Raw genomic sequence first — 24,624 nt, 5'->3', positions numbered from 1 at the left:
TGACTGCCTGGCGACGGAGGACATGTGTCCGCACCTGCAATTCGTGCTGGTCGCATGGCCGCGCGTCTCTCCGCCGCCGGGCTCGCACCACACGCGACGGATCTCGCCGACCTCACGTACGTCGAAGCGGACTTACCGGGGCCGATCGACGTCGAAACATGGCGCGAGGTACTGGCAGCGCTGGAGGAGGCCGACTGCTTCGGGCTCGTCACCAGCGCGAACGGTCGCCGGGTGTGGGCCGCTTTCGGCAATGAAGCCCCCGCGACGGTCGACGCCGTCCGGAGGCATGGCCTTCAGCTATAGGGAGCTGATCAGCGTGTTCGACCATATGCGCCGTGCTGCCGTGTGGACCAGACGGCATTTACCGATTCCTCTGCCCAATCCGTCGAAGGGCCGGCATCGCCGCAGGTCCGGGACGAGCACGTACGAAGACCTGGCCTCAACCCCGGCGCTGCGGGTGGGGCGCCCTCTCAGGTACCCGAAGCACGCCGACCCGCTGCGCGCCGAGGACCACGCCCTTGTCCGCCCGTATCTGCTCGCCCACGAAGAACGGGCACGCCAGTGGTACGCCTCGCGCCTCCGAACGCTGCTGGTCAACCCGTACTTCCAGGCACCGAGGGCGAACTGATGCCGCATCCCCGTTGCGACGAGTCGCGGTCGACGGGCCCGCCGGTCGTGCCCCCGCCCGTCGCATTGGGCCCAAGACGAGCCTTCGACACCTTCAACCAGGGGAAAGCAATGGCCAACCGGTACGAGCAGATCGCGGACGACATCCGGAGGCTCATCACGGCGGGAACCTGGCCGGTGGGCGAGCGCATGCCCGCCGAGGCGGAGCTGGCGGCGCGCTACCGCGTCAGTACTCCAACTCTGCGGATGTCACTCGAACTTCTTCACAGCGAGGGCTTGATCGAGAAGCGTCACGGCATCGGCAACTTCGTTCGCCGTCCGGGGCAACGCATCGCGTATGCGAGTGACAGGCGTCCGCCTGACCTCGAGCATGCACCCAGCGTCGGCGACGGCAACAGCGTCAGTCTCGACATCACGATCGTTGAGGCTGATGGGCGGCTGGCCTCGCTCTTGGGACTTCGGGTCGGCAGCCCGCTGACGGAGTACGTCTTCATCAGCCATCAGTGCGCGTCACCGCGGAGTCTGACCCGCATCTACGTACCGCACGCCGTCGCGAGCCCGGGTGTGCCCGAGGCGGGCGGATCTCCCTGGGGCGACAGCGTGCGCGAACTGCTGTCGGCGGACGGGGTGGAGGTGGTGACGACCACCGAGCGCGTCACCGCCCGATTCCCCACGGCGGACGAGGCGCACACGCTCAACATCAGCACCCGCACGCCGGTTCTCGCGGTGGAGCGCACATCGGCCGACGCGAGTGACCGTGTGGTGGAGGGCGCACTCCTGGTGCTGCCGGGCGACCGCATCGAAGTTCTCTTCACCACCCGATCCGAGGCTGACGCGCCTGAAGAAATGGAGACGTCCGGATGACCACACGCACGAACACTCTGCGCCTTCTGCCGTGGACCTCGGATGAGGGGAAGCCGTGTTTCCTCAGCGCGGACGGCGACGGGGGAGTCATGTCGCGGCTCGCCGACAGCGTGGAGGCGTCACAGACGAGTACGGGCACCGAAGTGCTCGGCGGCGCGAGGGCCGTGCTCGCCGATCCGAAGGTGGGCAGCCGTGAACTCCGTTTTGCTCTCGCGCGGGTGACGGAGGTGCTGGGCGACGTACTGCGAGTGGCGGAGAGCCGGGGCGCCCGGCTGTCGGCGCCGGGCGAGTACGAGGACGAGGAGGACCTGGAGGACCTGGAGGACGACGGCGGCGAGGGAGACGGATGAGTACGGTCATGTGACCTCGCAGACGGGTGCGAAGAACGTGACGTACTGCGGATGCTGCGCGGGTCGCGGAGTCATCTGGTGCCCGGACTGCTGCGGCTTCCGAGGCTGCCACACGTGCCGCCGTACCTACCGAGTGCCTTGCCCCGTATGCGCCGGCGGAGAGCTGGACCCCATCCGCTGGTCGTAGTGCCCGCCAACAACCGTGGCCCGGCTCCTCACTTCAAAGAGCCGGGCCGCGGTGCGTTCGCAAGCGCGTCAACCGAGCGTTTCCGCGTCGATCCGGGAGAAGATCAGATCACTCTCTTCGACAACCGGCCCGCGCCAGCGCACCGGTAGTAGCCGTGCCCCTCGAATTGCCGCAGGGTAGGACTCGGGGGCGTAGTCGTTGGCGAGCCGGTAGACGTGGAACCCGTGCTCGAGCATTGTTGCCAGCAACTCATCTACGGAGTCGCCGAGTTGCGCCATGCGGTCGAGGGCCACCTCAACGGTGACCTCGGCATCCGGCCGCAGCTTGTCAAGCATGGGCGCCAGCCCGCGCACGACGGGCCCCTCGGCGCCCTCAACGTCAATCTTGATGACGCGCGCACTGGCGATCTCCGCCGCCGTCAGAATGTCCGGAAGCGGAAGTGCCTCGATCTCGAACGACGACTCCGCCGCCCCCTCGTACGGGACGATGCTGTTCGCCCCCATGTTCGCCGAGCTAGCGAGCACGAAAGTCAGCATCTTCCGCTCATCGGATACGGCCCCGTTCACGGCACGCACGTTGCCGCAGTTGTTGAGCCGTACCTGCTGCTGAAGCTTCTGGTGGAACGCCGGCGACGCCTCGACGGCCACCACCCGGCCCCCGTCCCCGACGAGTCGCGAGGCGAGCACGCTGTAGTACCCGATGTTCGCCCCGACATCGATGAACGTGTCCCCTGGCCGCAGGCGACCCCGCAGCCACCGCGTCATGTGCGGTTCCCAGACGCCGAACATGTAGAGATACCGCTGGATGAGGTCCTGGGTGTCGACAACGAACCGCGCTCCGAACCGCGCCCGTACGACTCGCCGACGCGGGCGCTCACGTAACCGAGGGTTCAGATACCGCCCCGCGAGTGGGGGCTTGCCGAGAAGGCCAGGAGCGTAGCGCACGTACGCACGGCCAAGGGTGACCAGTGAGCTTGCGTTCCCGTCACCCATCCAACTACCTCTCCGCCGAGTCCCACGAGCACCGTAGTCCCGACGGCAACACGTTCAGCGTCGAAGGGGGAGAGGGAACACGAGGGGTGGGGGACTCCAGCGCAGCCAACTCCCCCACCCGTCCGAAGCCCTCCGACAGGGCGCCACTTGCCCCGCGTCAAAGAGTCAGTACGAGGATGATGAGCCCCACACCGGCCGTTGCGACGACGAGAGGTTCAGCAACTCGAGGGTGCTGATCCACCACGTACGCGAGGAAGGCGAAGGTCAGGAGCAGCAGAAGATACGTCTTGGGGTCGCTCGGCATCGGGCATCCTTCAGATTTGGGCATGCGTGAGCCACATGCGTACGGCGGGGATAGTTGCTCCGACCTCATGGCGGGGTGGAGCCGAACAGTGCGCATTGTGCAGAGCGCGGCCGCAAGCGGCGCAACCCCAAGTCCCTTGGCTGTTCGGGTGACCTGACCGGGGATGCCACCCGGCGTCGACGGTTACCTACGACCTCACCGAGCAACGAGCGACACCTAGGCAGTTTCGTTTGGATCAGCCGGTCATTGGTCCGGGTGTGCCGTTGACTGACGCGCAGTGGGCGCGGATCGAGGTGTTACTCCCGGACCGGACGCCGAAACGGGGTGGCCGGTGGAGGGATCACCGCGAGGTGATCGACGCCATCGCCTTCAAGTTCCAGACCGGAACTGGGTCCACCTGCCGGAGAAGTACGGCAATTGGCGAGGCGTCTACAACCGGCTGCGGATGTGGGCCATCAACGGCACCTGGGAGCGGGTGTTCACGACGCTGATGGCCCAGGCCGACGCCGAAGACGACCTGAACTGGGCCGTCTCGGTGGACTCCACCATCGTACGGGCCCACCAGCACGCCGCCGGAGCCCGCAAAAAAGGGCCCCAGCCGACGAGCCCGACGACCATGCCATCGGACGGTCCCGCGGCGGACTGACCACGAAGATCCACCTCGCCGCCGACACTCGCTGCCGCCCCCTGGCCTTCGTCCTCACCGCCGGACAGGCCGGCGACGCACCCGCCTTCCTCGACGTCATGGCCAGCCTGCGCGTTCCCAGGCGCCGCGGACGCCCCCGGACCAGGCCGGACGCGGTCCTGGCCGACAAGGCATACTCCTCCCGCGCGATCCGCGAGCACCTGCGCAAGCGCGGCATCCGAGCGGTGATCCCCGTCCCGGCCGACCAGCAGGGTCACCGACTCCGTCGCGGCAGCCGAGGCGGCAGACCACCGGCCTTCGATCGTGACGCCTACAAGCAGCGCAATACCGTCGAGCGGTGCATCAACCGCTTGAAGCAGTGGCGGGGTATCGCCACCCGCTACGAGAAGACCGCCACCATCTACCTGGCCGGACTCCACATCGCAGGCATCTTCCTCTGGTCCGCCCGGTGATCCAATGGGGACTACGATCTGGCGATCTCTTGCCGGAGCTGTTGGGTAAAGCGACGCAGGAGGTCCACCGTCTCTCGGAACTCGGCCCGGCGGTCGTCCCTGCCGTCGGTGGGCCTGGTGCTCCAGACCCGATGCGCGAGAGCATCGGCGAGATCGACCGTGTCGCTGGCACAGAGCAGGTAGAGAGCTGAGCGTGCTTCCTGCATCTGGTTCGCCAACTCGTTGGCTCCGGGGCCATCGTCACTCAGCTGTGTTTCCTTCAGGTAGTCCAGTAGCTGAACTACGGCCGTGTTGAAGCCGATCCCGGCTTTGAGCTTCTGTTCGCGGAGCCACATGCGGTCCTGTCGGCGCGCGCTGAACCACGAACCGAACACCGCACCTATGAGGCCGATAGCGGCCCCGATGGCCACGGACAGGATGTTCTCCACGGTCAGCTCCCCCCGACATACAGCGCCGCCAGGCTACAGAAGCCGCCCGAGGCGCCGCACTCGACGAGTGCCCTCACATGCCAAGGGTTCGGTGATCCGAACGAAACGGCCTAGCCGCGCAACTGCGCCTTCAGCGCTCTTCCTCACTCTCCTAAGATCCTCTAGAGATGTAGATGACTTCTTTCTCTGGGGGACGAGTTGGGGACCGGCGAGCAACTGGTAACTGTCGCTGCGGTGTTGCTCGGTGCGCTGACGACGCATCTGACCAACTACGTGATGGAGCGCAGCCGCCACCGGCGGGAACTGCTGACGCGGTGGGACGATCGGAAGCTCGACGCGTACGGCGGGTACGTGGACCGGGTGCGGGCCGGCATCTTCCTGGCGGTGCGGCTGTACGAGCATCGGGAAGGGATACGTACGAGCGAGCTGCCCGAGTCGGAGATGCTTGCAGACCTGGCCGAGGCCGAGCGCTACCAGGGGCAGTCGTTCGAGCAAGTCATGCTGCTCGGCGGCGATGTCGTCGTAGAGGCCGCGCACGAGCTGCACAGCGCCGTCCGCGCGATCGACTGGCAGGCGACCGGGAAGACCACCGGCACCTTGGAGGAGTGGCGGGAGCTGCACCGCGTCGCCTTCCGCGAGATCAACGAGTTCCACGAGGCGGCTCGGGTGGACCTCGGCGTGCAGGGGAAGGTGTCTGGCGAGCGGCACCTGGAGCGGGACCTCCTTCTGCCCTCGGCTCGTCGGCAGGGGAACAACACCTCTGGCTAACCCAGAGCGTGCGTATCCTCCGATGCGCTCTCCCCGAGGAGTCCCCCACCAGGGTCCGGGCAGCAGACGTTGGGGGATTTCGTGCAGGTCATCGGCGTACGCCGTCAGACGGATGGATCCTCTTGGAAGCCGTTGAGTTCCAACTACTTCTAGACTTTCAAGTCGTCTCGCTCCGCTCGCCGCGCTCCTCGGCTTCCCGCCGCGCTTGTCTCCGCCCCACTCTGAGGGCGTCGCGCGACCTAAACGAACACCAACGCTGAGGAGAGACCCGCTGTGGCTGAGACGGTCGGCTCGCCTCGACGACCGGTACGGCGGGCTGTAGCCGAGGCGACACAGTCCGCCGTACCATAGTCGAGTCCTGAGCAATGAGAAACTACATGATGAACAGGACGTAATACCCAACGATTGCGACGATGGCAGTCGTCACAATCAGGGACTTGAGGCGGGCGGTCCGGGACTCATCGGCGATGGCGAACCGGACCGTCTGTCCTACTTGGGTGAACATTTCGCGCACTATCAACCTCCATATATTTTTCGGCGGAAAAACCTTCTAACCTTTAGTGCTTGAGACAACAAAAAAGCCCGACTTCTATCAATGTGGGCAAAATCCGGCCACACAAATAGAATCAGGCTTAATTCGTCTTGACTGCATGCAGTTATGAATCTTCGAGCTCTGATACATCGACCATTTACAGGTGAACGCCTGCCAGCGAGTATGAGACCTCGATGTTCGGAAGATGCCGAGCGGGATCTAAGGTACCACAAGGTGATGCCTTGTCAAGAGGCCTGCTCAATGGGGCTCTTGGGAGCTTGTCAGTCTGGTCGTAGGGGCACGAGCCGCAGACTGTGCAGCACCGAAGTACAGCAACCTGAGCAACCGGTGGCGCCCGTCAATGACCCGTCCGCCCTCGACAAGCGGGTGTGACCGCCGTTGACCGATCTGGTTTGGGCTACGGACTAAGGAGCTTGTCGAGCGCGTCCACAGTCTCATCGACAGTCTCGTCCGTGCCTGTTCGCAGCCGTTCAGCAGGAGGCCCTTCCACTGGAGAACCGCTGCCCCGCACGGCTGCGAACCCCGACGAACGGGTCCATGCAGAGTTGGAAAGCGTGTTGGGGGCAACCCCTCACGAGTTCGAATCTCGTATCCTCCGCCATTGCTCTCACCGGGCAATAGTCGAAGGCCCGCCGTCGCTAGCGATGGCGGGCCTTCGACGTACGCGGTCGCAGTTGTGGTTGTGGTTGTGGTTCCGGTTGCGGTTGCTGTGATCGGACTGGGGCCTCGGTGAACGCGGGCAGCCCATGGGGGCGTGGGCATCCGATCGCGGATCGTCCGCACGCCGGCGGCCGTCGGCACGACAGCTCCAGGGACGGAAGCCCGAGGGAGCGGTACCGGGGTCAGCAGGTTTTCGTCGCGGTCCTTCCGGCGAAGCGGTCGGCGAGCCAGGGGATGCCCTCGGCGCTGGTGGCCTCGGTGGCCGCGATGTGGCCGGGGATGTGGTTGCCGGTGAACTTGACGGTCGTGCCGCGGCGGCACCAGTCGGCGGCCAGGTTCTTGCCGACCTGTTGGGGGACGACGTCGTCCAGGGCGCTGTGGGAGAGCAGGACGGGTACGGCGGGCTTGCGCTTGCCGAGTTGTTGGTCGGCCACGATCCTGTCCCACGGGGCGCGCTTGAGGCGTTCGGTGAGCGGGCGCCCGTCCACGGTCAGGAAGCGCGAGTTGAGGAAGGGGTACTTGGCGAGGGCCTGTGTGGTGCACAGGTTGTCGCGCAGGTCGTTCGTCACGCGTCTGCCGTGGGCGGTCAGGTACGGGTCGATGTCGATGCCGTACGCGGTGGCCAGGCCGGACAGGGCGTAGTTGAAGAACGCTCCGTAGGCGGAGCCGTCCATGCTGTCGGCGACCTTGTTCATGTCCGCCGGGGGAGCACCGACGACGGCGCCCTTGATCTTCAGTTCGGGGGCGTAGGTGGGGGCGAGTTCGGCGGCGGACGCTGTGGCGCCGCCGCCCTGGGAGTAGCCGTAGAGCGCGACCGGTCCGGCGTCGGGGAGGTGGGCGGCGTCCAGGCGCTGGGCGGCGCGGACGGAGTCCAGGACGGCGCGGCCCTGGGCCTCGCGGGTCATGTAGGTGTGGACTCCGGGGGTGCCCAGTCCCTGATAGTCGGTCACGACCACGGCGTAGCCCTGGTCGAGGAGTCTCTTGATGGGCAGCGCCTCGTACTCGGTGCCTTCGGCCAGTTGGCGGGAGGGGGCGCACTTGTCCGCGAGGCCCTGGGTGCCGGGGGCGAAGGCGACGATCGGGCGTTGGGCGTGTGGGGAGGTTGTGGGGTTCAGTACGGTGCCGGTGACGGCGATGGGCTTCCCGGCGCGGTCGGTGGTGCGGTACATGATCCGGTGCGCGGTCGCCTTGGCCTTGAACGCCTTGAGCGGATCCAGGTGGAAGACGCCCGGCTCCGAGCTGAGCACGTCGCCGTTGGCGGCGGGCAGGGCCATCGGCCGCTGCTGCGGGCGCGGTTGGCCGGCGGCGACCGCCTCGCCGCACGGCACGGTGAAGGTGAGCACGGCGCAGGCCGCGGCGGTGAACGATGCCGCAGCCCGCCCGCCCAGGACACGACGACAGACCACGAGGGCTCCTCGGTCGGGGAATCAGGAAGATCCCATTCCTATCCGAGGCGCGGCACTCAACGACGCAGATACGCCGAAGCCGCACTTATGGCCTCAATTGCTCCCGCCCTGGCTGCGCGGTGGTGGCCGCTCAGACGGCAGCGGCCGGCGTCGTTGTCGACGCGCCCCTGTTACGCCGTTCACCGGGCGACCGGCTCGCGCTTCAGCTCGATGCCCGCGACGAGGAAGTGCGAGCCGCGCAGTGGGAGTTGGCCCAGGTGAGCGCGGCCGGCGCCGCTGTGAGGAGCACCATCACCATGCCGCCGACCGTCTCGGTCCGCGGCGCCCGGCGACGGCCGTCCGCGCGTGAAAGGGAGACCTCCCGTGTCGCCGAACGGACTTCCCGGCACTCCGGGAGCGTAACTCGCCGTATGGATGACCCTGGTGGCCGAAGCCGTCCGCCGCAGCACAACCGGCAGGTAGGAGCCGGGGCGGCTCCCGGAGAACAGACAGGCGCGGCCGGCTCCGGAATCGGAGCCGGCCGCGCCGGAGCACCGTGAGGGGTCAGGATTCGGAGACGGCCGGAGTCTTCTCCGCGGCCGGGTCCTGGGCTTCACCGCTGTCGCGCCGGCGTACGTACGCGAGGAACGTCTCAAGTTCCTTCTTGACGAACGGGGCCAGGAAGTAGAGGCCGATGATGTTGATGACGGCCAGCGTGAACAGGACGGCGTCGGCCATGTCGATCAGGGTCTGGAGGGTGAGCAGCGAGCCGGCGACGGCGAACAGGGTGTAGATCACTTTGTACGTGGTCTCGCTGGCCCTGCTGCGGCCGAAGAGGTACGACCACGCCTTGAGGCCGTAGTAGCCCCAGGTCAGGACGGTGGAGATCGCGAAGAGCAGCACCGCGACGGTGAGGATGTAGGGGAACCAGGGCAGTACGGTCTCGAAGGCGTCGGAGGTGATCGTCACGCCGCCGATGTCCTGCCCGGTCCGGGCCTCGGCCCAGCTCGCGGGGTTGGCGATCACGATGGTGAGTGCCGTCATGGTGCAGATGATCACGGTGTCGATGAACGGTTCCAGCAGGGCCACCAGGCCCTCGCTGGCGGGGTGCTTCGTCTTGACGGCCGAGTGGGCGATCGGCGCCGATCCGAGCCCGGCCTCGTTGGAGAACGCGGCGCGCCGGAAGCCGATGATGAGTGCGCCGAGCACGCCGCCCGCGACGCCCTCGGGGTTGAAGGCACCCTCGATGATCGTGACGACGGCGGAGGGCAACTCGCCCACGTTGACGAGAATGACGGTCAGGCACGCGGCGATGTAGATCGCTGCCATCGCGGGCACCAGACGGCTGGTCACCGAAGCGATCGAGCGGATGCCGCCGAGCAGGACGACACCGACAAGAACCGCGACCAGCAGACCGAACAGCAGCGCGCCGGCCGAGGAGCCCAGGGCGCCGTCCTCGCCGCCGGTGACGGATACGAGCTGCGCGTAACTCTGGTTGACCTGGAGGAGGTTGCCGCCGAAGAGGCCGAAGAAGAGGATCATCGCCGAGGCGAGCACGGCGAGGATCTTCCCGAAGGAGGCGCCGCGGCTGCCGAATCGTTCGGCCAGGCCCTTGGGGAGGTAGTGCATGGGGCCACCGGAGACGGTGCCGTCGGCGTGCACCTCCCGGTACCTCACGCCGAGGGTGACCTCGACGAACTTGGTTGCCATGCCGAGCAGCCCGCAGAGGATCATCCAGAACGTCGCGCCGGGCCCGCCGATACTGACCGCGACCGCGACGCCGGCTATGTTCCCCAGCCCCACGGTGCCGGAGACGGCCGCCGTGAGCGCCTGGAAATGGTTCACCTCGCCTGCGGCCGACTCGTCGTCGTACTTGCCGCGCACCACGGCGACGGCCAGCCGGAACCGGCGGAACTGCACGAACCCGAACCAGCCGGTGAAGACGAGGCCCGCGATCACCAACCAGGCCACGATCAGGGGAAGTTCCGTGTTCCCGACGGGGACGGCGTAGAACACCACCTCGCCGAGCCAGGAGGCGATCGGTTCGAAGAATCCGCTGACGGATTCGTCGACCGACTCGGTGAGTGAATCAAGTGACATCTGGCTACCTCGGGAGCGCAGGCCGGCGCGTAAGCACACGCCGGGTGGGGGCAGGCATGGGGAGACAGCCATGTCCGGGACCGTCAAGGGTGACCCCGATCCGCGGACCCGGACCGGACTCACCCGGTGGTGTGTACCGGTGCGCACCGGTGAAACCGCCACCGGAAAGAGCGCTTCCGGAAGCGGATTTGTGCAGTCCTACCATGCCCTTTACGCACTTTTTAGTGATGCACGTCACAAGATCGGGCCCATTTGCCGGGCCCGTGGGCCCACTGGGCGTGATCGTTACACGGATCTGAGCCTCAGTTGAGAAAGGACCGCACCATGCGCGCGAACGGTGCGCGGCGCAGGTGAGGGAGGCGGGGAAGGCTGCGACGAGGTCGCGCTCCGACCGGCGGACCGGCGGACCGGCGGACAACCCAAGGACGGCGGCCGAGCGGAGGCCGGGCGGAGGCCGGGCGCGCGCCGGCACGGACACATGGCGTTGCCGCCGCGGAACCGACGAAACCGGCGCTGGAGTAGGGCACTTGGTCCCCGGGTTCGGGACGCGCCCGGTTCCACGGGCGGGTGGTCACGGGTTCTGATGAGTGCCGACAGCCCTTCCGCCTCTGGTCCTGAGTGCGGACGGGACCAGAGGCGGCCGGCTTCCTGTCAGACAATTCAGGCGGTTCAGACGGTGCTGGCCACCCAGCCGACGGTCTCGTTCACGTGGCGGCCGTCGCTTCGTACGCCGGCGTTGACGTTGACCTCGTTGAGACGGATCAGGAATCCCGTGGGGGTGACGTCATGGAGGCGGATGCCGGGCGTCTCCGCGCCGTTGAACGTCTGGGTCTGGGCGAGCACGATCACCTGGGATCCGCTGGGAAACGGGCTGGGGAAGGTGACGCGGGTGAAGGTGGAGGTGTTCCCCCCGGTGGTCTCGATGGGCTGGCCCGACGACAGCTCGAGCTTTCCCGTCTGGAACATGGACATGTGTGACTCCTCGCGGCTTCGGCTTGCCAACGTCACCGACGGTGGCCAGAGGCGTCCTCCCCTGGGCGACATTCACCCATTCGCCCGTCACTCCATCGGATGATCGCTAATCAGTCAACGCGTGTGCTTTCGACGCAAAGCGCGTGCGGAGCTTCCTCTCGAACGGCCCGCGAAATGACGGCAGTTCTCGGGCTCTGGCTCAACTTCTGTGGTCCGTGACTGTAAGTCACCGATTAGATCTCGAACAGGGCTTCCTCTTGTGGCGGGATTGGAGGGTCAAGGACGTTGCGGAGGCGGGTGATGTCCTGGCGCCACTTCGACCAGTTCGCGGCTTCGGCCCACAGCTCGGCGAGTTCAGACCGGTTGGAGATCACTTGGTCCAGGGCGTCGACGGCGAGCATCCGAAGGTCTGCAGGCAACTCCGGTAGCGGCTCTGATGGGCCATAGTTCGAACACGCCGGATCGCCGTCAGGATGCTGGGCGGCGACCAGGGCCGCCGCGCCCACGGCTCGCTCGCCGTCGGAGATTCCCAGGAAGTCCGCAGGCCCGGCGGCGCGCTTGAGCACGCCCCGGATCATGGCTTCGCGTTCTTCCAGTGCTGCCTCGTCCAGGTCACCGGCGAAGTCGGCGGCGGTGTCGTTGTCGAAGGGGCCGATGTCCCAGGTGCCCATGTCTCTCCTCGCGCGGTCGTCTGGGGATCGTCGCACTGGTCACTGACAGTGCGCTCAGGAGGCAAGCAGTACCCGCTTGCGCAGGAGGTTGAAGCCAGCGCGTCCGTACATCTGCCGCTTGATCATTTTGATGCGGTTGACATGGCCTTCGACTGCACCCGAGCTCCAGGGCAGGGTGAGACCGGCGATGACGGCATCGCGGTCGCGGTCGATGCCGGCGGCAAGGGTATGGAGGCTGGGCAGATCGTCTTGCCGGACGGCGGCGAGCCAGTCAGGGAGACGCTCGCCCTGGCGCTCGGTCAGCATGACCGCGAAGGCGCGGACGTGCCGGGTAAGCGCGTCGATCTCGGGGCACTGGGTGCGCACGGTTTTGAGCAGCAGTTGTTCGGCCTCGGGAAGAGTTTCCGGTCGCCGGAGAATCCAGCCGGCGACCGTTCGGGGCGAGGGCGGCCGGGCGACTACCGGTCGCGGTGAGGTGCGCTTCTTGTGCAGGTAGGCGCGGACGCGCTGGTAGCTGCCCTTGTAGCCGAGCGGCACGATCTCTTCCCACAGCTTCCAGGCGTTGGTGCAGCCCTCGTTCCACCGGTCGTCCAGGTAGGGCTTGTAGTCATCGAGGACCGACGGTCGGTTCTGCCACTGCCCGGTGAAAAGCTCCTCCGGCCTCGCCGCGTCGGCGAGTTGCTTGACGGTCCGCCAGGTCATACCGAGCTGCCGCTGGACCGAGCGACGGCTGTGTCCGGCCTCCAGCAGTGCGTGGACGTCGGCGTGCCTGGCGCGGGTGCGGTCGGCGAAACGATGGCCGGTCGGCCATGGTGAGCCAGAGGAATCTTCCTCCGGCGCAGGATCCGGATCGGGTTCGGGGGCGGCCGTGACCAGGGCGCGGAGGCAGCGGCGGTGCTGAGCGACGGCCCGTTCGGCAGCCTCGCTCACGTTGTGCCAGAGGTGTCAGCGGTCCGCGACCTGGACCGCTTGTGGAGCGCCGGCGGTGGCACCTTCGGCGAAGAACGGCGCCCGGTCTCGGCAGATGACCTCAACGCCCGGCCGCGCGGCGAGCCAGGCCGCCAGGCTGGACGCCTCCCGGTCGGGCAACAGGTCGACGGGGCGGCGGGGCGGCGGGTTTCGATGTCGATGAGGACGGTGCCGTAGTGGCGGCCCTTCCGGGTCGCGTACTCGTCGACACCGACCACCCGCGGTGCGACCATTTCGGGCTCGGGAAGCGCGTCCACCAGCCGAAGCACCGTGCTACGGCTGACGGAAACGCAGAGAACGCCGGCGATGCGTGCCCCGGCCCGGCCCGCGAGGGCCAGGCCGACCGACGCCAGGGTCGAGCGCAACCGTTCGGTCCTCTGACTGTGCCGGCGCGTCAGGCCCGGTATCTGCTCGACGAAGGTACGGCGTGCGCAGCTCTGGTTTCCGCAGGTGAATCGCCGGACCCTCAATTGAAGGACGACCCGTCGGCCTCCGCTGGGAACATCAGCGGGAAACCGCAGGTAGGAACCGTAAAACCGGTTCGACCGGGTGCCACAGACCGGGCACACGGCGCCGTCGGCCGTGCATTGCGCATCAACGCGCACTATCGCGATGTTCACGTCTACCGACAGCACCGCGACGTCCGCGATCGACGGGAACAACAACTCCTTCAGCCGGAGCAGGACCTCTTCCACGGCCCTGAACATTCAGCCCGACTGCGTTACCCAGGGATCATTTTCAGGCAACTTCACCCCAGCTCGAAGAGGCCCAGTAGTCACTGAGAGTGGCCGCTTCACAGAAGTTGAGCCAGAGCCGGTTCTCGCGAACATTCGCGTCGTCTCGGACCGCCCGGTGCCACCCGAACGGAAGGACGAACGCTGCCGCTCGAAGTGAAGAAGCCACCCCCGAAGTCGGCGGGTGGCCGTCAGTCCAGAGCGGTGAGGATGTGTTCCAGAGGGATGGGGAGTTCGCGGACGCGGATGCCCGTCGCGTGGTGGACCGCGTTGGCGACGGCCACTGCCATGCCCACGAGGCCCAGTTCGCCGATGCCCCGGCTGCCCAGGGGGTTGTAGCGGGTGTCCGGGTGGTCGAGGAAGTGCACGTCGATTTCCGGCACGTCGGCGTTCACGGGGATCAGGTAGCCCGCCAGGTCCGCGTTGACCAGGTGGCCCGAGGGGTCCAGGTGCAGCCCTTCGTGCAGGGAGGCGGACACACCCCAGATCATGCATCCCAGGCCGACCCCGAAGGCACGCAACAGGTCGCGGACACCGGCATCCCCATGCGCCGGGTCGGAACCGGCGAGGAGATCGCCACCGTCGTCGCGTTCCTGCTCTCCGACGACGCCTCGTACGTCAACGGCAGCCACCTCGCCGTCGACGGCGGCTTCCTCGCGTAACCGCGCCATCAACCGGCGCCCAACCGGCTCGAGCGCCCGGCCCCGCGCGGTCAGGACGTAGCGGAGGCGGGGAGGCCAACCGGCGGTGCGGTGACGTTCGCGGTTCGCGGTCCGGCGGAACGAGAGCGCTGTCCGGGACACTCGGGCTTCGCCGTACGCAACGGCGAAGGCAGCGACGGACGGTGGCTGCTGCACGCGGGCGACGCGTACGTGTACCACGGCGCGATCGAGCACACGCCGCCCTTCTCGCATCCCGTCCACGATCCGGTTCAGCGGGGCGCGCAGACCGACGCCGAGGCGCGCGTCGCGACCCGCGACCGGCTGCGCGCCCTGCGACGCGACCACGCGGATGAGATCACCGTCTTCAGCGCACACGACCCGTGGGAGTTCGCCCGCCTCACCGCCGTCGCGAGGTAGGGATGTGGGGTCGGTCCGCCATTGTTCACCGGGTGGTGGTTGAAGGTTCCGCCGCCGGCGGCGAGCGTCTTCCACGTGTCTGACTACCGGCTTTGAGGAGTGGGTTGATGAGTGAGCCGCCGACCGGCGCGGGGATGGGCGGCGCAGGGCCGGCCGGGGAGTTGCGGCGGCGGTTGGGGCCGGCCGATGCCGTGGTGATCGGTCTGGGGGCGATGATCGGCGCGGGGATCTTCGCCGCGCTCGCCCCGGCCGCGCGGGCCGCCGGTTCCGGGCTGCTGCTCGGGCTGGCGCTGGCCGCCGTGGTCGCGTACTGCAACGCCACCTCCTCCGCCCGGCTCGCGGCCCGCTATCCGGCGTCGGGCGGTACCTATGTGTACGGGCGCGAGCGGCTGGGCGACTTCTGGGGCTATCTGGCCGGCTGGGCTTTCGTCGTCGGCAAGACCGCGTCCTGCGCGGCCATGGCGCTCACCGTCGGCGCGTACGTATGGCCGGGCCAGGCGCACGCGGTGGCGGTCGCCGCGGTCGTGGCGCTGACCGCCGTGAACTACGCGGGGGTACGGAAGTCCGCCCTGCTCACCCGCGCGATCGTGGCCGTCGTCCTGGCGGTGCTCGCGGCGGTGGCCGTCGCCGTCTTCACCTCCGGCGCCCTGGAGGCGGGCCGTCTGGAGATCGGCGGCGACGCCACGGCCGGCGGTGTGCTCCAGGCGGCGGGGCTGCTGTTCTTCGCCTTCGCCGGGTACGCGCGTATCGCCACCCTGGGCGAGGAGGTACGCGATCCGGCCCGCACCATCCCCAGGGCGATCCCCATCGCGCTCGGCATCACGCTCGTCGTCTACGCCGTCATCGCCGTCGCCGCCCTGACGGTCCTGGGCCCGAAGGCGCTGGCGGACGCGAGCGCGCCGCTGTCGGACGCGGTCCGGGCCGCCGGAGCCGACCAACTGGTGCCGGTGGTCAGGGCCGGGGCTGCGGTCGCCGCGCTCGGCTCGCTGCTGGCGCTGATCCTCGGCGTCTCGCGCACGACGCTCGCGATGGCCCGCGACCGGCATCTGCCGCCCGCCCTGGCCGCCGTACACCCGCGCTTCAAGGTGCCGCACCGGGCCGAACTCGCGGTCGGTGCCGTGGTGGCGGTGGTCGCCGCGACGGCGGACGTACGCGGGGCGATCGGCTTCTCGTCCTTCGGGGTGCTGGTCTACTACGCCATCGCCAACGCCTCCGCCTGGACCCTCACTCCGGAGGAGGGCCGCCCGCCGCGCGTCGTCCCCGCTCTCGGGCTGGCCGGCTGCCTGGTGCTCGCCTTCGCCCTGCCGGCGGCCTCGGTGATCTGGGGGGCGGGCGTGCTGGCTGTCGGAGCCGCCGCGTTCGCGGTACGCCGGGCGCCGGGCGCCCGCAGGCCGTAAGCCGTAGGCCGTAGCCGTAAGCCGTCGGTACTTGTGTCACAGATCATCGACAGCGCCAACCGAACAAGCCGGTACCTCTCTCTTGCAGTGCGGATCGCGAGCCCCGTCCGTCACCCCCGCACCAGCCCCAGCCGAGGAGACATCTGCCATGTCCGAGACATCAACTTCCCTGATCCGGCGCCTTCGTGGCCGCGTCATGGGACTCGCCGTGGCCGGTACGGCTCTCGTCCTCGCCGCCCCGATCTCCGCGACCGCCGCGACCGATCCCGTCTCCGTACTGAAGTTCACCGCCAAGGAGCGCCAAGAAGCGCTCGCGTACTGGACTCCCGCCCGTATCAAGGCCGTGGGCAAGTCCGTCGACCTCGGTCCCACCGGGCCCAAGGCCAAGCCGTGGCCGGGCACCGCCATCAAGACCGTGGGGCGCCTCTTCTTCGTCAACTCCAGGGGCGCCGACACCTGGTGCACGGCCACCGCCGTCAAAAGCGCCAACCGTTCCGCCGTGATGACCGCCGCCCACTGCGTGCGCCGGGGCTCCTCTCCCGACAACACCAACTTCTCGATGGTGTTCGTCCCCGGTTACAGCCAGGGCAAGATGCCGTACGGCGCGTTCGCGGTCCGCACCGCCGCGACCCCGCGCACATGGGAGACGGACTCCACCAACGACATGTCCGCGCTGGTCGTCGACAAGGACAAGAACGGCCGCAAGCTCACCGACGTCGTGGGCAGCCAGTCCATCGCCTTCAACCGCCCCGTCGGCGGCTCCGTCTCCGCCTTCGGCTACTCCGCCACCCGCCCCCAGCTCGGCGAGAAGCTTCTGCGCTGCGTCGGTACGGCGAAGAAGGAGCACGGCACACAGGTCATCCCCTGCGACATGACCGGCGGCGCGAGCGGCGGCCCCTGGCTGGCCGACTTCAACGCCACCACCGGCAAGGGCGTCCTGATCTCGGTCAACGGCTCGCTGGACTCGATGACACCGACCAAGATGTACGGAGAGGTGCTGGGCGCCACGGCCAAGAAGGTGTACGACCGGGCCCAGAACGGCTGACGCGCGGACGCGCTGACACGGGGATACGGGGATACGCGGTCCTAGGGGCCGCAGGACGGGCACAGCCCCCGGTACGTCACCTCGGCCCCCGACACCGTGAAGCCGAACCGCTCCTCCGCCGGGAGGGCGGACAGGGGATCGTTCGTCGGGTGGACGTCGCGGATCGTGCCGCAGTCGGAGCACACCAGGTGCTGGTGCGGGTGATGGGCGTTGGGGTCGTAGCGCATGGCGCGGCCCTCGGCGGAGACCTCCATCACCTCGCCCAGGGAGACCAGTTCGCCCAGGGTGTTGTAGACGGTCGCCCGGGAGATCTCGGGCAGCCGCCGCGCCGCGAGGGCGTGCACCTCGTCGGCCGTGAGGTGTACGTGGTCGCCGTCGAGGACCTGTGCGACGACCCGGCGCTGGGAGGTCATCCGCCAGCCGCGCCCGCGCAGTCGCTCCAGCAGGTCACTCATGTGGGTTCACCTGTTCACGTTCAAGTTCAAGTTCATGGTCATGGTCATGGTCAAGCTCGCGAGCGTCCGCGGGCGTTGAAGGACATCAGAGGATGTTGATGGGGCGTTGATGGGGCCGTTGACAGGGCATTCATAATGCATTCGCCGGATATTCGGCGAATATCCGCTTACATCCCGATTGACCCTGGATGTGCACTTAGTGCGCTTCTTGACTTGGACTCTGTCCATCGTAGGATCAGTTCCGGCGAATAGCCAAAGGAACGTCGCGTACAGAGCCGGTCGGCGGGGGCCCCGCCCGACTGCGTCCGACGGCCACAGCCTCCCCCTGAGTACCCTGCTCCGCCTGGTCCGGAAGGATTTCCATGTCTGAGAACCATGATGCAATCGTCGTAGACGCGAAGTCGGAGGACGCGGGTGGCTGCCCCGTCGCCCACGGGCGGGCCCCGCACCCGACCCAGGGCGGTGGAAACCGCGAGTGGTGGCCCGAACGGCTCAACCTGAAGATCCTCGCCAAGAACCCCGCCGTGGCCAACCCGCTCGGTGAAGAGTTCGACTACGCCGCGGCGTTCACGTCCCTCGACCTCCCGGCCGTCAAGCAGGACATCGCGCAGGTCCTGACCACCTCACAGGACTGGTGGCCGGCCGACTTCGGCCACTACGGCCCGTTCATCATCCGGATGGCCTGGCACAGCGCCGGCACCTACCGGATCAGTGACGGCCGCGGCGGCGCCGGTGCCGGGCAGCAGCGCTTCGCGCCGCTCAACAGTTGGCCGGACAACGGCAACCTCGACAAGGCCCGTCGTCTGCTGTGGCCCGTGAAGAAGAAGTACGGCCAGAGCCTGTCGTGGGCCGACCTCATGATCCTCGCCGGCAACGTCGCCCTGGAGACGATGGGCTTCGAGACCTTCGGCTTCGCCGGCGGTCGCGCGGACGTCTGGGAGCCCGAGGAGGACGTCTACTGGGGTCCCGAGAAGATCTGGCTCGACGACAAGCGCTACAGCGGTGACCGGAATCTGGAAAGCCCCCTCGGCGCGGTCCAGATGGGCCTCATCTACGTCAACCCGGAGGGCCCCAACGGCAGTCCGGACCCGCTCGCCTCGGCCCGCGACATCCGTGAGACGTTCCGCCGGATGGCGATGAACGACGAGGAGACCGTCGCGCTCATCGCGGGCGGCCACACCTTCGGCAAGACCCACGGCGCGGGCCCGGCGGACAGCGTCGGCGCCGACCCGGAGGCCGCCGCGATCGAGGACCAGGGCCTCGGCTGGAAGAACAGCCACGGCACCGGCAAGGGTGGCGACACGATCACCAGCGGTCTCGAGGGCATCTGGACGAACACCCCGATCACCTGGGACAACAGCTTCCTGGAGATCCTTTACGGCTACGAGTGGGAGCTGTTCCAGAGCCCCGCCGGCGCCAACCAGTGGCGGCCGAAGGACAGCGGCGGCGCGGGCTCCGTCCCCGACGCCCACGACGCGTCCAAGAGCCACGCCCCGACGATGCTGACGACCGACCTCGCGCTGCGCGTCGACCCGGCGTACGAGCAGATCTCCCGGCGCTTCCTTCAGAACCCGGCCGAGTTCGCCGACGCCTTCGCCCGCGCCTGGTTCAAGCTGACCCACCGCGACATGGGCCCGGCCTCGCTCTACCTCGGCCCGGAGGTCCCGGCCGAGACGCTGCTGTGGCAGGACCCGCTGCCCGCCGTCACCCACGAGCTGGTGGACGCGGAGGACGTCGCGACCCTCAAGGAGCAGATCCTCGCCTCCGGCCTGCCGGTGTCCCAGCTCGTGTCCACCGCGTGGGCGTCGGCCTCGTCCTTCCGCGGCAGCGACATGCGCGGCGGCGCCAACGGCGGGCGTATCCGCCTCGAGCCGCAGAGCGCCTGGGAGGTCAACGACCCCGACCAGCTCGTGACGGTGCTGCACACCCTCGAAGCGATCCAGGCGAGCTTCAACGCGCAGGGCGGGGAGAAGCAGATCTCGCTCGCCGACCTGATCGTGCTCGCCGGATCGGCGGCCGTCGAACAGGCCGCCAAGACCGCCGGCTTCGACATCGAGGTCCCCTTCACACCGGGCCGCGCGGACGCGTCGCAGGAGCAGACGGACGTGGAGTCGTTCGCCGCGCTCGAGCCGGCCGCCGACGGATTCCGCAACTACCTCGGCAAGGGCCACCCGCTGCCCGCCGAGTACCTGCTGATCGACCGGGCGAACCTGCTGACCCTGAGCGCCCCGGAGATGACGGTCCTCGTCGGTGGCCTGCGGGTCCTGGGCGCGACCTACCAGCAGTCGTCGCTGGGCGTCCTGACCGCGACCCCCGGGTCGCTGACCAACGACTTCTTCGTCAACCTGCTCGACCTGGGTACGCAGTGGAAGGCGACGTCCGAGGACCAGAACACGTTCGAGGGCCGCGACACCGCCACCGGCGAGGTCAAGTGGACCGGCAGCCGCGCCGACCTGGTCTTCGGGTCGAACTCCGAGCTGCGCGCGCTCGCGGAGGTCTACGCGAGCGACGACGCGAAGGAGAAGTTCGTGAACGACTTCGTCGCGGCATGGACCAAGGTCACGAACCTCGACCGGTTCGACCTCGTCTGAGCGTCGACTGAGCGTCGTTCGAGTGATGCGGCCAGGTCGCCCGTACTTCACGGGCCGGCCTGGCCGTTTCGCGTTCCACGGTTACGTGCCCGCGTGCACGTACGCCGCCCAGACGTGCGGACGGTCCGGAATCCGGCGGCGCAGCTCTCGTACGGTGTGGTGCAGGGCCTGCGCGGAAGCGGCTGCGGCGGTGGCGGTGGCGGTAGCCGTCTCGGTGCCGTCGTACGTCATACGGCGGTAGAAGTCCCGCGTGACCTGCTCCGCGTGGGTGCTGTCGATCTCCCAGAGCGTCCCGACCGCGGAGGGGAATCCGGCCAGCAGAAAGGCGCTGGTGATGTGGATGGCCTCGTCCGAGAGACGTTCGGACGTACGCGCCGTACCGCAGGCCGCGAGAAACGCGAGCCGCGCCGACAGGGGCCGGGTGCGGCAGATCTCCAGGACGGACAGCGTCTCGCCGTTCGGCAGATGGAGCAGAGCACCGGAGGGTTCGGCCGGATCGGTGGCCGCGTGGCAGCCGAAGTGCACCCACGAGGTGCTGCCGAGCGCGTCCAGCACGGCCTCGCGCGTGGCGGCGGCGCCGATCAACGGCTGGTGCGCGCCGAGGAGTTCGGCGGCGTAGCCGGCCGCGGCCGCGACGCCGGGCAGCTCGTCCTCGGGCGAAGCGACCAGCAGGGCAGCGCCGTTGTGGGCTCCGTTGTCGGTTCGGTTGTCGGCTCCGCCACGGTGCTCGGCCCGGCCGCGCGCGTACGCGAGGGTCTGGAATCCGGGGACGTACGACGACATCACCACGTCCAACGCGGCGCCGCAGCCGCCGAGTTCGCACTCGGGCCGGGTGCACTGCGCCGCGTGCAGCGGCAGGGTGTTGAAGTCCCCCGTTGGCACCCACCAGATCCGTGGCCAGATGCCTTGGTCGGGGACCGGGCCGTACGACCCCGCGATATCGAGGACGGGGCGCACGATGGTGTGCCAGGTCCACGCGAGCGTTTCGCGGATCGTAGCTCCGGCCGTGACGAGTTGTGCCGGGGACGGCCGCGACGAGCCCCGTGCGTTGACGGCGTCGACGGCGTCGCGTAATCGCCGGGTCATGTCGGCGATCTCGTCCGACCCGGTCTGGAGGAGCAGGGCGGTGATCGACCGGTCTGTCACCACCAGGGCCTGGCCGTGGCTCGCCGCCTGGTTGAGCACGACGACCGGTCCGTCGGCCGCGAGTGCGCGCAACTGCTCGGCGGACAGCGGACGCAGGAAGCCGTCGAAGCCGGGGCGGGTACGGATGGTCCCGACCAGCTCGTCAAGCTGGCGTGAGGCGCGGAGCCGGGCGAGCCGGGACCACTCGGCGTGACCTGCGGGGGGCGGGTCCGGCGGGTTCGGCGGGTCCGGATCGGCCGCGAGCTGGTCGGTCAACCGCTCGAACTCGCGGCTCAACTCGGGGTGCGCCGCACGTAGTTCGTCAATATCCGCCCTGGCCTCGATCCGCCGTGCCAGCAGCAGCCCACGCCCGCGCTCCAGCACCGCGGCGGCGCGGTCGATGTCGGGTCCCGCGACCGTGGAGCCGCCGTTAGCACGGTTGAGGACTTCCAGGAGGACCATGGCGACACTCAGCCGGACGCCCCCCTCGTACGTCCGCAGGCCGTACTCGGCGGACTCCTGGTCGCTGCCCCGGTCCGTGATGTCCGCCATGGCGTCGACGGCCGCTTCGAGGTGGTCCAGGGCGACGTCCGTCCTGCCCTTCTCCAGCGCGGTGTACGCCGACACGATTGCCTGACCGACCCGGAACGAGGCCGGGAACGAGGCGGGGCGGGCGGAATCGGCGGAATCGGCGGAATCGGCGATGCCCGGGAAGCCGGCTTGCAGAATCACCGACCAGGCGACCAAGGCACTCTCCGGGGATGGGTACGGGTACGGGTACGGAAGTCGGTCCGAGGAGGCGGCGGGCGAAGACAGGCTTCCCTCGATGGCCCCCACACCCAGGAGGCCCATGGTGGTGCGCATCAGATCGACCCAGCGGGCGGGAACTCCCTCCTCAAGCCCAACGGTGTCGATCAAGCTCTCCGCCTCGCCCACGAGGCCCGCCGCACGCTCCGGCTCGGTGCCGTGGATCGCGACGGCTCGCTGGGCGAGCGCCCACACGAGAGTCATTCCGCTCACCGACCGCGCCTCGTGGGCGACGGGGCACGCCATGAATGTTCGCCGGTACCGGTCGATCTGGTCGTCGGTGATGTCGGACGCCAAGTCACTGCCCAGTCCCGTGGATTCGAGCACGTCGGCGTAGATGTCGCCCACCATGTGCAGCTCCGGCAGCTCCGGCAGCTCCGGCAGTTCGTCCTTGGCCCCGGCGACGCCTGCATCACCGGTGAATTCCCGCAGCCGCCCGGCGATTTCCCGGGCGCGTACGAGCTGGCCCGGTTCGTGGCCCAACACGTAGTTCTGCAAAGCGTTCTGAAACTCGGTAAAGAACGACAGCGTCGCCAGGCCCACGTCGGCGGGCGGCCCTTCCGTCGCCGCTGTGGCGAGCAGGGCAGCGGACTCCCGTGCCGCCTCCGCGTCGAAACGTTCAGCCGACCGGCGAGTGAGCACGAGGGCGAGCTGCTGATCGACACCCTCGACCAGTTCGGACCGGTGCGCGTGTGCGTAGCGCAGCAGTTGGACGATCTCATCGTGGAAGGCGGAATCATCGTGGGCGGAGAGCGCGCCTGCCAGCATCGCGGACAGCGGCGCCCGTACGGAGGACTCGTCCTCACCCACCTCCTCAAGCAGTTCGCGCATGATCACGATGTCGGCGTCGAGCTGTTCGGGGTCTTCGAGGCGGAGGTCGGCCAGACGAGACATCTGGGAGGCCAGCTTGACCATCTCGGCATCCGGTGCACGGGTGGGTACCGACATGACGGCGACCACCAGTGCGCCGTCGTAGAGGCCGGGGCGCAGCAAGCCGAGCGGCAGGAAGCCGGCGGGGGCTTCGTCCGCCACCTCGTCGGTCAACGAGCTTGCCTGAGCGAGGAGTTGATCCGCACGGGCGGGTTCGGTCTCGCGCAGTTCCTGCGCCCGCGCTCCGGTGAGAGCGGCCAGCACGGCGACGTACGCGTAACGGTGCGGGCTGTCGGCGGGGAGGGCGGCCAGCGCCGTTCGGTAATGGGTGATCTGCTCGTCGGACACAGATACATCGGCGTCGGGCTCGGAGTGGAACGACGCTGCCAGGGCCAGGATTTCGAGCTCGATGTCCGGCGGCTTCCCGTCGCGCGCGGCACCCTCCCTGAGTTGTCCGACGATGCCGAGCAGCCTCTCGGGGTCCGTCTCCATGGCCGCCGCGAAGAGTTCGGTCGCCTCCCGTGCCGCCTCCCGTCCCGCCTCGTCGTCGCCCCGCTCCTCGGCGAATGCCTCGAGCGCCTGGCTCAGGGCGACGGCGACGAGAGAACGCGACGGATGGTCGACGGGAGTACGGGTGAGAGCGACACGCAGCCGTCGTATGCCGCAGGCGATCTGGCTCGCGTCGTGCTCGCTCGTGCCCGCCTCGACGATCGACTGGCCGGCCAGCAGGTCCAGTTCCCCCGGCCAGGAGACCGGTTCGGCCGCCATCTGGCGCAGGAATCGCAGCGCCTCGGCGATCTGGGGCGGGTGCGTCGTGTCCGGGGCAGCGTCCGGCACCGCCGCGATCAGGCGCTCGACCTCGGGGAGCGAGGGTTCACCGAGCAGCCACGCCGCGTCCAGCACCGCTCCGAGGGCGATCGCGGGCGCGTCGGTGCCCGCCGGGCCGATGGCGGTCGGTTCGACGTACGGCAGCCGCACGTACACCGCCGCCGCGTTGCGCGCCGCGACCGCCAGCGAGTCCGGGTCGGCGGCGAGCCGGAAGCGTGCCGTGTGAAGACCCAGGGCGTGCAGTCCCAGCTCCACGAACCCCTCGTGGCCGTCCGGCAGGCTGCCCTGTGCCGCGTCGGACCACAGAAGCGCGCGGTCGAGGGCGGCCAGTTGTCCGGACTCGGCGAGATCCGGATCCGTGAGCGCCGAATCGCCGTGGACGGAGCTGATGAGGAACGCGAACCGCGCGTCGTTCGTCGGGTCGGCGGGGTCGAAGTCGTCCACCAGGGGCGGGGGAAACGGGGTACCGGCGGGCACTCGCGGAGACAGGAATCCGAAGGTGCTCAGCACGATCATCACGTTCCGCGCGGCGTCCGGGTCCTCGGTGCCCTCATGACGGAGCCAGAACGTCCAGAAGACGGCGGCCACCGCGTCGAGGTCTATCGCGCCCTCGGGTGACGGAGCGGCCTCGCGCAGCAGGTCCAGCGCGTCGTGCACCGCGTCGTCCCCGCGCAACGGCGCCCGGTCCTGGGCGTTCTGAGCTGATACGAGACGGGCGACAACTCGCTCATGAAGCTCAGTCATCGTCTTATTATTGATCTGATC

Annotated in this window: 22 protein-coding genes and 1 pseudogene; 11 read left to right on the top strand and 12 right to left on the bottom strand. The window is 68.6% G+C overall.

All coding sequences use genetic code 11. The annotated features are described in order from the left end of the window. Positions 1-54 precede the first annotated feature (54 nt). Genes OG329_RS21735 through OG329_RS21720 form a run of 4 tightly spaced genes read left to right on the top strand, consistent with a single transcriptional unit; the run spans position 55 to position 1,841 of the window. The gene (locus OG329_RS21735) at positions 55-303 is read left to right on the top strand and encodes a hypothetical protein (RefSeq protein WP_405797375.1); all 249 of its coding nucleotides are present in this window, start codon (positions 55-57) and stop codon (positions 301-303) included. Further along, the gene (locus OG329_RS21730; protein ID WP_405797374.1) at positions 287-628 is read left to right on the top strand and encodes a hypothetical protein; all 342 of its coding nucleotides are present in this window, start codon (positions 287-289) and stop codon (positions 626-628) included. Before OG329_RS21735 ends, OG329_RS21730 begins: the two co-directional genes overlap by 17 nt. Beyond that, positions 628-1,491 carry a GntR family transcriptional regulator gene (locus OG329_RS21725; protein ID WP_405797372.1) on the top strand — a complete coding sequence of 288 codons (864 nt, stop codon included), beginning with the start codon at positions 628-630 and terminating at the stop codon, positions 1,489-1,491. The genes OG329_RS21730 and OG329_RS21725 overlap by 1 nt, the downstream gene beginning before the upstream one ends. Beyond that, positions 1,488-1,841 carry a hypothetical protein gene (locus OG329_RS21720; protein WP_405797371.1) on the top strand — a complete coding sequence of 118 codons (354 nt, stop codon included), beginning with the start codon at positions 1,488-1,490 and terminating at the stop codon, positions 1,839-1,841. Before OG329_RS21725 ends, OG329_RS21720 begins: the two co-directional genes overlap by 4 nt. A gap of 255 nt (positions 1,842-2,096) precedes the next feature. On the opposite strand, the gene OG329_RS21715 is transcribed toward OG329_RS21720, so the two are convergent. Continuing rightward, positions 2,097-3,020: an FkbM family methyltransferase gene (locus tag OG329_RS21715; RefSeq protein WP_405797370.1), complete on the bottom strand. Its 924-nt coding sequence runs from the start codon at positions 3,018-3,020 to the stop codon at positions 2,097-2,099. Between the two features lie 157 nt (positions 3,021-3,177). Further along, complete coding sequence (locus OG329_RS21710; protein WP_405797368.1) at positions 3,178-3,324, bottom strand: hypothetical protein; 147 nt, start codon at positions 3,322-3,324, stop codon at positions 3,178-3,180. A 245-nt stretch (positions 3,325-3,569) separates the two neighbouring features. Between OG329_RS21710 and OG329_RS21705 the strand changes: the two are divergent. Beyond that, positions 3,570-4,422: pseudogene (locus OG329_RS21705) on the top strand (IS5 family transposase). Positions 4,423-4,433: 11 nt separating this feature from the next. Here the strand turns inward: OG329_RS21705 and OG329_RS21700 are convergent. After that, complete coding sequence (locus OG329_RS21700) at positions 4,434-4,850, bottom strand: hypothetical protein (protein WP_284436843.1); 417 nt, start codon at positions 4,848-4,850, stop codon at positions 4,434-4,436. A gap of 234 nt (positions 4,851-5,084) precedes the next feature. Here OG329_RS21700 and OG329_RS21695 point away from each other — a divergent pair, with 234 nt between their 5' ends. After that, complete coding sequence (locus tag OG329_RS21695; protein WP_405797367.1) at positions 5,085-5,618, top strand: hypothetical protein; 534 nt, start codon at positions 5,085-5,087, stop codon at positions 5,616-5,618. A gap of 1,395 nt (positions 5,619-7,013) precedes the next feature. Here the strand turns inward: OG329_RS21695 and OG329_RS21690 are convergent. The 7 genes from OG329_RS21690 to OG329_RS21660 all read right to left on the bottom strand — a co-directional run bounded on the left by OG329_RS21690 (position 7,014) and on the right by OG329_RS21660 (position 14,141). Then, positions 7,014-8,237, bottom strand: a complete 1,224-nt coding sequence (locus OG329_RS21690) for a lipase family protein (RefSeq protein WP_405797366.1) — start codon at positions 8,235-8,237, stop codon at positions 7,014-7,016. A gap of 543 nt (positions 8,238-8,780) precedes the next feature. Next, complete coding sequence (locus tag OG329_RS21685; protein ID WP_405797364.1) at positions 8,781-10,316, bottom strand: alanine/glycine:cation symporter family protein; 1,536 nt, start codon at positions 10,314-10,316, stop codon at positions 8,781-8,783. 669 nt (positions 10,317-10,985) lie between these two features. After that, complete coding sequence (locus OG329_RS21680) at positions 10,986-11,288, bottom strand: hypothetical protein (RefSeq protein ID WP_405797363.1); 303 nt, start codon at positions 11,286-11,288, stop codon at positions 10,986-10,988. A 233-nt stretch (positions 11,289-11,521) separates the two neighbouring features. After that, positions 11,522-11,959, bottom strand: coding sequence for a DUF4259 domain-containing protein (locus OG329_RS21675; RefSeq protein ID WP_405797362.1), 438 nt, complete (start codon positions 11,957-11,959; stop codon positions 11,522-11,524). Positions 11,960-12,013: 54 nt separating this feature from the next. Next, the gene (locus OG329_RS21670; RefSeq protein ID WP_405801953.1) at positions 12,014-12,661 is read right to left on the bottom strand and encodes a transposase; all 648 of its coding nucleotides are present in this window, start codon (positions 12,659-12,661) and stop codon (positions 12,014-12,016) included. Between the two features lie 224 nt (positions 12,662-12,885). Further along, positions 12,886-13,623 (bottom strand): transposase family protein, encoded by a 738-nt coding sequence (locus OG329_RS21665; RefSeq protein WP_405797360.1) that lies wholly within the window; start codon positions 13,621-13,623, stop codon positions 12,886-12,888. A gap of 230 nt (positions 13,624-13,853) precedes the next feature. After that, the gene (locus tag OG329_RS21660) at positions 13,854-14,141 is read right to left on the bottom strand and encodes a hypothetical protein (protein WP_405802241.1); all 288 of its coding nucleotides are present in this window, start codon (positions 14,139-14,141) and stop codon (positions 13,854-13,856) included. Between OG329_RS21660 and OG329_RS21655 the strand changes: the two genes are divergently transcribed. The 4 genes from OG329_RS21655 to OG329_RS21640 all read left to right on the top strand — a co-directional run bounded on the left by OG329_RS21655 (position 14,025) and on the right by OG329_RS21640 (position 17,183). Further along, on the top strand, positions 14,025-14,324 hold the full coding sequence (locus OG329_RS21655) for an SDR family oxidoreductase (RefSeq protein ID WP_405801951.1): 300 nt from the start codon (positions 14,025-14,027) through the stop codon (positions 14,322-14,324). The genes OG329_RS21660 and OG329_RS21655 overlap by 117 nt on opposite strands. 90 nt (positions 14,325-14,414) lie before the next feature. Next, positions 14,415-14,741, top strand: coding sequence for a hypothetical protein (locus tag OG329_RS21650; protein ID WP_405797359.1), 327 nt, complete (start codon positions 14,415-14,417; stop codon positions 14,739-14,741). 107 nt (positions 14,742-14,848) lie between these two features. Continuing rightward, positions 14,849-16,138: an APC family permease gene (locus OG329_RS21645; RefSeq protein ID WP_405797358.1), complete on the top strand. Its 1,290-nt coding sequence runs from the start codon at positions 14,849-14,851 to the stop codon at positions 16,136-16,138. A gap of 148 nt (positions 16,139-16,286) precedes the next feature. Next, entirely contained in the window at positions 16,287-17,183 is an 897-nt protein-coding gene (locus OG329_RS21640) for a trypsin-like serine peptidase (protein WP_405797357.1), read from the top strand. 41 nt (positions 17,184-17,224) lie between these two features. On the opposite strand, the gene OG329_RS21635 is transcribed toward OG329_RS21640, so the two are convergent. Continuing rightward, entirely contained in the window at positions 17,225-17,638 is a 414-nt protein-coding gene (locus OG329_RS21635) for a Fur family transcriptional regulator (protein ID WP_405797355.1), read from the bottom strand. A 362-nt stretch (positions 17,639-18,000) separates the two neighbouring features. On the opposite strand from OG329_RS21635, the gene katG reads away from it, so the two are divergent. Beyond that, the gene (katG, locus tag OG329_RS21630; RefSeq protein ID WP_405797354.1) at positions 18,001-20,229 is read left to right on the top strand and encodes a catalase/peroxidase HPI; all 2,229 of its coding nucleotides are present in this window, start codon (positions 18,001-18,003) and stop codon (positions 20,227-20,229) included. Between the two features lie 81 nt (positions 20,230-20,310). On the opposite strand, the gene OG329_RS21625 is transcribed toward katG, so the two are convergent. After that, a complete protein-coding gene (locus OG329_RS21625) occupies positions 20,311-24,603 on the bottom strand; it encodes a CHAT domain-containing protein (RefSeq protein ID WP_405797352.1) in 4,293 nt (1,430 codons plus the stop codon). Positions 24,604-24,624: the final 21 nt, after the last annotated feature.

The sequence above is a fragment of the Streptomyces sp. NBC_01506 genome, assembly GCF_045040295.1.
Taxonomy (GTDB): domain Bacteria; phylum Actinomycetota; class Actinomycetes; order Streptomycetales; family Streptomycetaceae; genus Streptomyces.
The sequence above is the reverse complement of the archived record's forward strand: the minus strand, read 5'-3'. Positions and strand labels throughout refer to the sequence as shown.